The organism is Anaerotruncus sp. G3(2012), assembly GCF_000403395.2.
Classification (GTDB): Bacteria; Bacillota; Clostridia; order Oscillospirales; family Ruminococcaceae; genus Anaerotruncus.
The window spans coordinates 165406-176556 of record NZ_KE159677.1 but is presented as its reverse complement, the minus strand read 5'-3'; the positions used below and the strand labels follow the sequence as shown (position 1 = coordinate 176556).

Annotated in this window: 8 protein-coding genes; 2 read left to right on the top strand and 6 right to left on the bottom strand. The window is 58.6% G+C overall.

Going from position 1 to position 11151, the window contains the following annotated elements; translation table 11 throughout:
- The 6 genes from C814_RS24275 to C814_RS18940 all read right to left on the bottom strand — a co-directional run.
- On the bottom strand, window positions 1–989 hold a 989-nt coding region (locus C814_RS24275; protein WP_016317050.1), incomplete at its 3' end, for a hypothetical protein.
- Window positions 990–1177: 188 nt separating this feature from the next.
- On the bottom strand, window positions 1178–1822 hold the full coding sequence (locus C814_RS18955) for a hypothetical protein (RefSeq protein WP_016317049.1): 645 nt from the start codon (window positions 1820–1822) through the stop codon (window positions 1178–1180).
- Between the two features lie 86 nt (window positions 1823–1908).
- Window positions 1909–2331 carry a Fe-S cluster assembly scaffold protein NifU gene (gene nifU, locus C814_RS18950; protein ID WP_016317048.1) on the bottom strand — a complete coding sequence of 141 codons (423 nt, stop codon included), beginning with the start codon at window positions 2329–2331 and terminating at the stop codon, window positions 1909–1911.
- A 246-nt stretch (window positions 2332–2577) separates the two neighbouring features.
- Window positions 2578–3765 carry a cysteine desulfurase NifS gene (nifS, locus tag C814_RS18945; RefSeq protein WP_022788551.1) on the bottom strand — a complete coding sequence of 396 codons (1188 nt, stop codon included), beginning with the start codon at window positions 3763–3765 and terminating at the stop codon, window positions 2578–2580.
- Between the two features lie 106 nt (window positions 3766–3871).
- Window positions 3872–4318, bottom strand: a complete 447-nt coding sequence (rnhA, locus tag C814_RS0105495; protein WP_022788550.1) for a ribonuclease HI — start codon at window positions 4316–4318, stop codon at window positions 3872–3874.
- 178 nt (window positions 4319–4496) lie between these two features.
- Complete coding sequence (locus C814_RS18940; RefSeq protein WP_016317045.1) at window positions 4497–5339, bottom strand: acyltransferase domain-containing protein; 843 nt, start codon at window positions 5337–5339, stop codon at window positions 4497–4499.
- Window positions 5340–5760: 421 nt separating this feature from the next.
- On the opposite strand from C814_RS18940, the gene C814_RS18935 reads away from it, so the two are divergent.
- Both C814_RS18935 and C814_RS0105485 read left to right on the top strand, forming a co-directional pair.
- A complete protein-coding gene (locus tag C814_RS18935; protein ID WP_016317044.1) occupies window positions 5761–8082 on the top strand; it encodes a sugar phosphate nucleotidyltransferase in 2322 nt (773 codons plus the stop codon).
- A gap of 459 nt (window positions 8083–8541) precedes the next feature.
- On the top strand, window positions 8542–10626 hold the full coding sequence (locus C814_RS0105485; protein ID WP_016317043.1) for a ribonuclease J: 2085 nt from the start codon (window positions 8542–8544) through the stop codon (window positions 10624–10626).
- The last annotated feature ends 525 nt before the right edge of the window (window positions 10627–11151 follow it).

The following is an 11151-nucleotide window of genomic DNA, read 5'->3' as shown; positions in this document are numbered from 1 at the left end:
TCGGTTGGCTGCTCTGGATAGAGATAGATCACCGGTTTTGCGGTATCGGGATTGTTTCTGAAAAGCGCATAACGGCAGGCGTAGGGCATATCACTTGAAGCGATCACGACCTCTCTGGGTCCGCGCTGAATATCGTATCGAATCCCGTTATAAAAGCGGATTTGGATGATTTCCGCATCTTCCAGGCGGGTCTCCGGGGCAACCTGCTGAAAGCTGCCCGCGTTCACCCGCATCCGCTGTAACTCCTCAAATGTGCAGGAAAATGATTCTTCCCCAGGCAACAGGCGGCTCTCCTCTCCCGCCATAGAGGTGATTCGGATTTCCTCTGCCTTGGATGCGCGCATCAGCAGCGTCCAGCGGGGGTGGACATCCGGCTGGACAACCGTATCCGACCAACAGTCGTTTTTCAATTCCGTATATACAGTCTGGTTGACCCGGTACCGCCGCTCCTCTCCGGCGTCTTTTCCCGGCTCCGCATATTGTACCCCGATCCCTTCGGTGTAGAACTGATAGGTATACCGGCTGTCGTCCGGCAGCGTCAGGGTCATGCTGTCCGGATTGTCCAGCGGCTCCCCAACCTCTTCTGACTGCTCCAGCCCCAATTTGGAGGAATACTCGAAAAAGATTGCGGGGTCTACCTCGGTACCTGCCATATCTGAAATACGGTAGAGAAAAAGCGTCGCCCCTGAAAAATCGGCGGGCATAAAGCTGTCCGGAAGGACTTGTGCAGGTGCAGCCGGCTCCGAAGAACTGGAAACCGGTGTCCCGATGGCCGGTTCTGTGAGGGCTTCGGTCGGCGCTTCCATGACAGGGTGCGTCTCCGAGCGCGTAGAGTTAGCGGGTTCTGATGCTGAATTGGCTGAAGATGGGGGGATTTCGTCGTCTATGGTGCGAATCGCACTGGATCTGGGTACCGCTTCCAGGCTGGCCTGCGCTCCACAGCCAGTTAGCATCAGGGCCGCCAATATTCCTGCCAAAACCGGTCTCATCTCGTTTCCTCCTCTTTTGAAATACGATTGCGGGGCCTCCGACAGACGGTGCCGAATGGTTGTGAATATGGGTTCTTAAAGATAGAACCAATTTTTTGATCTTTTATGGACATCCAAACGAAAAAAATGAGAGAAAAAGCGATCCCCTGATGCAGATGCTGCATCAGGGGGAAAATCTACCATTCCAATTAGGCATGTATGGAGAGCTTCTGCCTGTCGGATGCAGGGCCGGAGATCGTGGATTGTACAGGGGAACGGAAGGAATCCGAACGGTCCAGGCCACGGAGAAAATTGCTCTGCTCTTTCTGCTCATCCTGCCGTTTTTCTTCTTCCCGCTTGGAGGAAACCAGCTTCCCGCCTTCTCCGGCACGAAACGACCGGTGAGTCCGCTCGATTGCCGCGGCATACATCTCGGAAAATTCTGCATCCGATACGCGCGCCGGTTCTTCACCGTTCTGCTGCGCCGGCACTGCCGGGACCATCCCGGATGCGATTTGCATCTGGGAAGTCAGAACCCGGTTGACATCCTCTTCGGTCCGGCAGCGCTTGAGCGCCCGTTCGAACGCCTTTTGATGCTGGTCGATACGAGCCGCCTGTTCGTAGAGATCGGGCGCGCGCTCCCGCAGGTATTGCAGCTCGGACGTGGAAAGCCGCTTGCCTGCCTTTAGCTTGTTGCGGATTCGTTCGAGCTTATTCGCGCGGCTTTTTTTGGCAGCTGCGAGTATCTGCTCGCTTGCCTGGCTGTCCGAAACCAGAGAGCCAATCAGTTTTTTGGATTCCAGATTGCGCCTGCGCCGGGATTCCCGGATTCTGTTGTCTGTCCCGGAGATCACTTCACCCCACTCCTTTCCGAAGCGTTTCAATAACAATATTCGTCCGGAAGGCGAAAAAAACAAGGCGGGGCAGGCGCGGTTCGGGGTCAGTGGCAGGCGTCACACTCGCCGATTTCCCCTACAATCGGTGTGGGGTCAACCCCGTTTTTGCGGTAGTAATCCGCGAGCGCAGATTTTACTGCCTGCTCCGCCAGCACCGAACAGTGGATTTTCGAGGCGGGGAGCCCGTCGAGCGCCTCCACCACAGCCTGATTCGAGAGTTTGAGCGCCTCCTCGATTGTGGCGCCTTTAATCATGTCGGTTGCCATCGAGCTGGTCGCGATCGCCGCGCCGCAGCCGAATGTCTTAAACTTGGCATCGGTGATGACCCCGCTGTCGATCTTGAGATACATTTTCATGATGTCGCCGCATTTGGCGTTGCCCACCTCACCGACCCCGTCGGCATTCTCGATCTCACCGACATTGTGAGGCGACGCAAAATGCTCCAGAACTTTATCAGAATATAGCATAAACAATTCATCCTTTCCGTTTTGAAATCCGGCGGAACCTCCGGAATGAGGTGTGATTCCCGGAAGCTGCTGCAAGCTCTCGGCAGGGGGCTTTTTCACTTGCAAAAAGCCCCCTCTTGCCGCTTCGCGGCAATTCACCCGAAAAAGCGCTTCTCAGGATAAAGCGTTCCGCTTGCTGCGGCAAGCGGTCAAAGGCTTTGCCTTTGGAAACCACAGCCTTTGAAAAGGCTGGCGAAACGTTTGGTTTTACAGGGCGATTTCACCCTTTTGCATATGCTCCCACATGGGGGACATTGCACGCAGCCGCTCGATAATCGGCGGGACACTGGCGATGATGTGCTCGACATCCTCGTCTGAGGTTTCCTCATTGATCGAGACACGCAGCGACCCATGTGCGACCTCGTGCGACAGCCCGATCGAGAGCAGCACATGGCTGGGATCGAGTGAACCCGAAGTGCAGGCCGAACCGGAAGAGGCACAGATTCCTTCCAGATCGAGCGAGAGCAGGAGCGATTCCCCCTCGACGCCCGGGAACGAAAGATTGATATTCCCTGCGAGACGGCGTTTTGGGTCCCCGTTGAGCCGGGAAACCGGCACCTTGAGCAGCTCCTCAATGATCCGGTCACGTTTTGCCGCGACCTTCTCCTCCCGGGCCTGAATCCCGGTGCAGGCGATCTCGATTGCGCGGCCAAGCGCAACGATCGACGCGACATTCTCGGTGCCCGCGCGGCGGCTTTTCTCCTGCCCGCCGCCGTCGATCAGGTTGGGGAGCACGATGCCCTTGCGGATATAGAGCACGCCGACCCCTTTGGGCGCATGGATTTTATGTCCCGACATCGAGAGCATGTCGATCTTCTGCCCATTGACGTCAATCGGGACATGTCCCACCGCCTGAACCGCGTCGGTGTGGAACCAGACCTGCCGTTCCCGGCAGATTTCCCCGATCTCGGCGATCGGCTGGATGGTTCCGATCTCGTTATTGGCATACATGATCGTGACCAGCGCGGTATCCTCCCGGATCGCGTCCGCGACCTGCTGCGCATCAATCACGCCCATCTCGCCCACCGGCAGATAGGTGACCTCAAACCCCTCCTTCTCGAGGGCGGCGCAGGTATGCAAAACCGCGTGATGTTCAAACGCGGTGGTGATGATATGCTTTTTGCCTTTGGCGGCGAGCCGGTGCGCTGCGCCTTTGATCGCCCAGTTGTCGCTCTCCGAGCCGCAGCCGGTAAAATAAATCTCGCCGGGCTGTGCGCCGAGCGCCTGAGCGGCCTGCTTGCGCGCATTTTCAATGGCATGTCCGGCTTCCCGCCCTTTTGCATAGATGCTCGAAGGATTGCCGTAGCCCTCTTTCAGCCAGGGGAGCATCGCCGCAAAGACTTCGTCCGAAATCCGGGTAGTCGCGGCGTTGTCCGCATAAACGAATCTTTTCATAGTCGTGAAACCCACCATTCTTATCCTGAAATGTGTATGTGTGTTATGACGGTATCTATATTGTATACCTGTTCGGTATGCTTTGCAAGGGGTATTGTAAAAAAATTCACAAATTTGCACGAATTTTTGCGATCGCTTCAACTGCAAGCGTGTCACACCGCTCGTTTTCTGGGTGGCCGGCGTGCCCTTTTACCCAATGGAAGGTAACTTCATGCTGTTCAAGCAGGCCGAGCAGCTGCTTCCAAAGGTCGGCGTTCTTTGCCGGTTCCTTTGGGGTGCGCATCCAGCCTTTTTTCTTCCAGCCATAAACCCAGCCCTTTGTAACCGAATCAACCACATAACGGGAATCGGTGGTCAGCTCGACTTTGCATGGCTCTTTGAGCGCCGAAAGCGCCATAATCACGCCGGTCAGCTCCATGCGGTTGTTGGTCGTCTGGGCTTCTCCGCCCGAAAGCTCCTTTTCATGCGGGCCAAACCGGAGCACTGCGCCCCATCCGCCCGCGCCCGGGTTGCCGGAACATGCACCGTCGGTGAATATCATAACCTGTTTCAATCGAATTCCTCCGCCCAACCAAAAGTTTTGACAGCCTTTGCTCCGGCCTAAGAGCCGGCACTTCACGCCGGTTGACCTATGCACGCCGGTCTCCGCGTGCGGCAGTTTGGTGAGAATTGGCACTGGCCCGCCGTCAATGCCAAGGGAGCTGCTTTTTGTGAGGAAAAAAGCGCCCAGGCTAACGAGGGATGGGGGCCTCTGAACCGTATTTTTGTCTTTCCAGTGTCCCATATGCAGAACCCACCATACCGCCCCCGAGAAGAAGCGCTTTTACACCGCGCTGAAGGCTGGTAGTTTCCGGCAAGCTGTCATAGAGCGCCGTTCTCGGGACCTGAAACAGCAGCTCGATGAATTCCATGTTCTCCGGATACGTCTGGACAATCTCGAACCGCTGCTGAAAAGAACGGATACGGGAAGTCTCGGACAGCAGCGGCTCCAGCGCCGGGGACAGCAGCCAGGAAATGCAGATGTAGCGGCTGTATTTGTAATCCCGGTAATGGGTCTGGAAGAACCGGCCGGCCTGTTCGAGCGAATCGTTGACCGCCGGTTCTGAGAGGTCCGCGCCCGACGGGATGTGGAGCGCGACCGCTGGTTCACCCTCATGTTTCCGGAACTCATATTCCAGCGCTCCAATACGGAACAGGCACATGCTGGTCTGCCGGTAGGACCACCAGCCCCGGTCGAAGAGCAAGCGCCCATCTTTTTTCTCACACTCGGCGATAAACCGTGGGAAACAGCGCATCGTATCAACAAAGATGCGCTCCGGAATCCCCTTTTCCTGGTACCGGCGATACACCTGTCTGGCGGCTTCCAGCTGACAGTAGAGCATCGCCAGGCCATCCGGATCCTCCCCCAGAACCTCCTTGAGGGAGAGATACGCCTCCTGCGCGGTTTCGGGCATGGTCAGCCGTTCCAGATAGGGGCCAAGCCGCATCCGGTCGCTCCCGTTGTGGAAAGGCTTCAGCCGTTCCACGATCTCGGGCTGTAGGCCGATCAGGCGATACAGTGTTGTCAGCTCCATGCTTGCGCCTCCTATCAGCCGGCGGACTCCTTTGTTTTCAGTTTTTATTGTATACCATATTCCTCCGTATTACAACCCCTCGCCGCAGAATTTTCAAGGGGTGAGTAAGAGCCGGGATCGCCGCCTATACTAACTGGGAAGCGGTTCTGCATCTTTGGGCAGGGAACTTTTTCCCTTGCACAGATTCACCGCCTCCGCCCTTTGGGAGGCAGTTCCTTCGCCCGCGGTGTGCAGTGCGGGGGCACAGCCAAATGCGGATGAAACATTCCATTCCCAGTTTGAAGATGGGGATGGTTGAAACAGCGGCGGAATGGGCGGTATTTTCGATGTTTCAGGCAGCTCCTGATCCCTGAAACAGGGGAGCCGGTTTTAAAACGTCGAACAGACAGACTTTAAAAATGAAAGTGTAGGGAGGTTCCATATGAAAGCGGTCATCCTTGCAGGCGGGGAGGGAACCCGGCTGCGTCCTCTCACCGAAACGGTCCCCAAGCCGATGGTGCGCCTCTGCGGGCGGCCGGTGGTTGAATATATGCTCGAACTGCTCGCGGCAAACGGGGTGGAGGAGGCGGTATTCACCCTGCGGTATCTGTCCGAACAGCTCAGGTCGCATTTCTCTTCGGCAGAATTCGCAGGAATACGGCTCTTATTTGCGGAGGAGGAGCGGCCGCTGGGTACTGCGGGCAGCGTGCGGGCAGCGGTCGGGGCACTGGATGCGCCGCTGCTGGTTGCGAGCGGCGACGCGCTCTGTGATCTGCCGTTGAGGGAGGCGGTAGAGATGCACGAGAGCACCGGCGCGGCGGCAACCATCGTGACCACCCGGGTGGGCGACCCACGGGAATATGGTCTGGTGCTCGCCGATTCCACCGGGCGGGTGACCGGCTTTGTGGAGAAACCGTCCTTCTCGCAGGCAACCAGCGAGCTGGCAAACACCGGCATCTATATTCTGTCACCCGCAGCGGTCGATATGATCCCGCAGGGGGAAAAATTTGACTTTGCGTCCGACCTCTTTCCGCTGCTGCTCAAAAACGGGATGCGGATGCAGAGCTGTGCCCTTGACGGGTATTGGTGTGATGTAGGGGATCTGGAAGCCTACCGGCGTGTGCAGTCCGACCTGCTCGAAGGCAGGGTGCGCTGCAGCCTGCCTGGAAAACGGGATGATTTCGGCAATCTGGTCCGAGGGCGGCATCCGGCGGGGCGGTATCTGCTCCACCCGCCGGTCTACCTCGGCGAGGGGGTACAGATCGGGGAAAACGCGGTCATCGGTGCAGGCAGCGTACTCGACGATGGATGCACCGTAGCTGCGGGCGCGACGGTCGAGGGGTGCGTCCTGCTGCCCCATTCCCTGCTCGGTGAACGGGCCAGCGCCTGCTGTGCGGTTATCTGTGCGGGAGGATCGGTCAAATCCCGGGCATCACTGCTCGAAGGGTCCGCGGTCGGCGAGGACGCAGCGGTCGGTTCCCGGGCGGTTGTCCGCCCGGGGGTGCGGCTCTCGGCAAAAGCCAGCCTGCCTGACGATGCGCAGGCTTCCGACCATCTCTCGGCGCGCGGCGGGGCGGTCAGCCGGTTCGATGACGATGGCCTGTGCGGGGAGGTGGGGGTCGAGCTGACCCCCGAACTGGCGGTGCGGGTCGGCTGTGCGGTCGGGTCGATTGCAGGCGGCAGGCCGGTCGGGATAGCTTCGGGCAGTGACCGCTGCTCCCATGTATTGGCCGACGCTCTGATCGCTGGAATCCGCTCGGCCGGGGCCGGGGTGCTGGACTTTGGGTCGGCATTCGAAGCGCTCTTCGGCTTTGGGATGAGCTGCAACGCGCTCACCCTCGGGGTTTATCTGCACGCGGGGGAGCCGGGTGCGATCAAGCTGGTTTGCGATGCCGGGCTTCCCGCCACCCGCCGGGTGGAACGGGAGATCGAGCTGGCGTTGGCGCGCGGGGAGTTCACCCGCGCCGGGCGGGATGGGTTCGGCGACCGGATCGACCTTTCCGGCATCGGAGTGATCTATCTCACCGAGCTTCTGCGGCTCTGCCCGGAAGGGCTTTCGGGGATGCACGCATCTGTGTCCTGCGCCAATCGAACGGTGGAGCGGCTGCTTGAAAATGTGCTTCTCAAGCTGGGCTGTGAACTGGGGGACGGGATTCGGCTCCAGCTTTCGGAGAACGGGGTTTCTCTCACCCTCTCCGAGGGGGAGACCACACTCGACCGGAAACGGGCGGTCGCGGCCTACTGCCTGGCGATGTTTGAACAGGGCAGGGATGTTGCGGTGGAAAACGATTTTCCGCGTGCGCTCGACCGGTTTGCGAACGAGCGCGGGCGGCGGGTTTACCGGTATCTGCTCTGCCCGGCGGATGACGCCGACGCGCCGGGGCGGAGCCTGGCGGCACAGCAGCAGTGCACCCGCGACGGGCTGATGCTGGCGGTTGTCCTGCTCAACTATCTGCGCAAGAACCAGCTTTCCCTTGCCGGGCTGGACCGGATGCTCCCGCCCTTCTCGACCGGGGAACGCACCGTCCCGATCCAGCTTCCGCCCTCCCGCCTGCTCGACGGGCTGGGAGAACGCGCCGGGGAAGGGGTCGTGATCCGGGAGGAAAAGGGGATCGTCCTGCTGCGGCCGCGCAAAAATGGCAGCGCAATCCGGGTGTTCGCGGAGGCGGCGAGCTGGGAGGCCGCGCAGGAGCTGTGCGTCGATTTCGAAAAGCAGCTAAAGGAGCGGATCAGGCGGGAGGAGGACCGCGGCGGGCGTGGGTGACTTGACATCCGGTCCGGGAAATGCTATTGTATGTAGTGATATTGTGTTCGGTTTTGGGATGTTCCTGTTCCGGAAATCCCCAATGAAATACCGCGCGGCGTGCCCGTGTCCGTAACAATGACGGGGTAACCCCGCGCCCGCGGCTGAATATCCTGCCTATCCCGCAAGGTTTGCTTTGGAGAGAAAGCGAATCGGGATGGGTGGTGTTTTGTATTGTAATTCATTGCATGAGAGATTGTCTGAAAATTGGAACCGCCCTGCTTCGGAAGCACTGCGGCCGGTTCCCTTTTGCACCGAACAGTCCAGAGGCTGTTTGAATTCGAAACCACCGCCAGAGGCGAACCGGCAGGCCCTGCGTCTTTGAACGGGGGGATTGCGAGGTGCTTTTCCGTTTTCAAACAAGCCCTGTTAAAATTGACAGAGAATCGAACTTTCTCAAAATCATACGGAGGTAATTTTGTGACAGATGACAAAAAAATCAGCGGAAAGCTGACCGAGCAGCAGCTCGAGATGGGGCTGGAACTGCTCGAAAAGCGGGCAGCGGTGGAACGGAAGGCGCCCCCCCGCAAAAAGACAGGTGCGCAGATGAAGGAAGCGGCGGCAAAAGCGCTGCAAAAAGCACTGCCCAAGACCAAAAAAGCAAAGGAAAAGCCGGCGGAGCCGGAAAAGGAGAAAGCCGCCCAACCGGCACAGGAGAGCCCGGAAACGCTCCAGCAGCCCCAGCCGCCGCTCAAGCGGGGACGCCGGCCAGGCCCATCGAAGCAGCAGCCCGCCAAAAAACAGGAACCGCCTGCTGCAAAAAAGCAGGAATCCCGGGCCGCTTCCGCACCCAGGCAGCAGAACCAGACCCGCAAAAAAGGGCGCTCCAGAGACAAGGAGCAGCGAAAACCGCCGGTGCGGATCACCCCGCTGGGCGGGATGCTCGAGGTCGGCAAGAACATCACCGCGTACGAATGCATGGGGGACATGTTCCTGGTCGACTGCGGGATGACCTTCCCGGATGAGCAGATGCTCGGGGTAGACCTCGTACTGCCCGAGTTCACCTATGCGGTCAATAACCGCGACCGGCTGCGGGGGATCGTTATCACCCACGGGCACGAAGACCATATCGGCGCGCTGCCCTACTTCCTGAAAGAGGTGAATGTACCGGTCTATGCGACCAAGCTGACGATCGGGCTGATCGAAAACAAACTGCGGGAACATGGGCTTTATGGCAAGGTCAAGCTGGTGCAGATCGCCCCGAAGGAAACGATCAAGCTGGGATGCTTTGAGATCGAGTTTATCCGGGTCAACCACTCGATCCCGGATGCGGTCGCGCTGGCGATCCACACCCCGGCGGGCGTGATTATCCAGACCGGCGACTTCAAGATCGACTATACGCCGGTAATCGGGGACATCATCGACCTGGCGCGGTTTGGGGAGCTGGGAAGCCATGGGGTACTGGCGCTGCTGTCGGATTCCACCAATGCCGAGCGCCCGGGCTTCACCCCGACCGAACAGACTGTCCGCGACAGCTTCAACAAGCTGTTCGAGCAGGCGAAGCGCCGCCGGATCATCGTGGCGACCTTCTCTTCCAACGTCCACCGGATCCAGCTGATCTGCGAAGCTGCCGCCAAGTTCGGCCGCAAGGTTGCGGTGTCGGGCAGGAGCATGATCAATGTCGTAGCGGTGGCGACCGAGCTTGGATATTTGCAGCCGCCCAAAGATGTGATGATCGACATTGACGACATCAACCGCTACCGCCCCGAGGACATCGTCCTGATTACGACCGGAAGCCAGGGTGAGCCGATGAGTGCGCTCTCCCGGATGGCGTGCAACGATCATCGCAAGGTGAGCGTGACTGCGGACGATTTTATCATCATCAGTGCGACGCCGATCCCCGGCAATGAAAAGACGGTGAGCCGGGTGGTCAATGACCTGATGCGGCTCGGCGCAGAGGTGATCTGGGAGCGGATGTATGAGGTACATGTCTCAGGGCACGCCTGCCAGGAGGAGCTGAAGATCATGCTAGCGCTGACCAGGCCCAAATTCTTTTTCCCGGTTCATGGTGAGTTCAAACAGCTGAAAAAGCACGCCAGCCTCGCGCTGGCGATGGGGATGGACAACGATCATGTGCTGATCGGCGAAAATGGCCGGGTCTTTGAGCTGGACGGCGTGTCGGTGAAACACGAGGAAATGGTCCCGTCCGGCAGGGTTCTTGTGGATGGACTGGGTGTCGGTGATGTGGGAAGTATTGTCCTGCGTGACCGTAAGCATCTGGGGCAGGATGGCCTGATCGTTGTGGTGGTGACCACCGAGCAGGCGACAGGAAGGATTGTAGCGGGTCCGGACATTATCTCCCGCGGGTTTGTCTATGTGCGGGAGGCGGAGGATATGCTGACCGAGGCGCGGGAGATCGCGCGCAGGACGCTCGACGAGTGCAGGCGTAAAAATGTACATGAGTGGGGGAACATCAAATCACAGGTGCGCGACTCCCTTTCCTCCTATTTTTACAGCCGCACCAAGCGCAGCCCGATGATCCTGCCGGTTATCCAGGAGATATAGAGACCAGCCTGTTGGGATTTGTTTTGTATCGAAGCGCTCGTTGGCTATTTGAATGGCAGCGGGGCCGAGGGGGATATCCCCTCGGCCCCGTAATTTTTTTTGCATTCGCAGAAAAACGTGGTTCCGCTTTTTCCAACAACCTCTAAGAGCCTGTTTAAAATCTAGGGGCTGTTTGAAAAATCGAAATAGCCGTCTTTTTCTACAAAAAGCGGCAGCTGCCGCGTCAAAAATGCGCGGAATACAGCAAGTATTCCTGTGCTTTTTTCCTTGCAACCGCTCGCTTTTTACGAACCATCCGTCTATTTCTCTATTTTCAAACAAGCCCTAAAGTTTTAGTCAATTTTTTTCAAAAAATTGCGGGGTCGAGGGGCAGTGAGGCAACGGAAGTTTGGGTTCCAGACCAAACTTCCGGGACGCAAGCGCCCTTCTTCGGGGGTCTTCTCGGACCTACGGTCCGAAGCGCGGCATCCGCCGCGACGCCCCCTCAGTTTGCCTTGCGGGCGAGGGGTCGGCGACCCCTCCCCG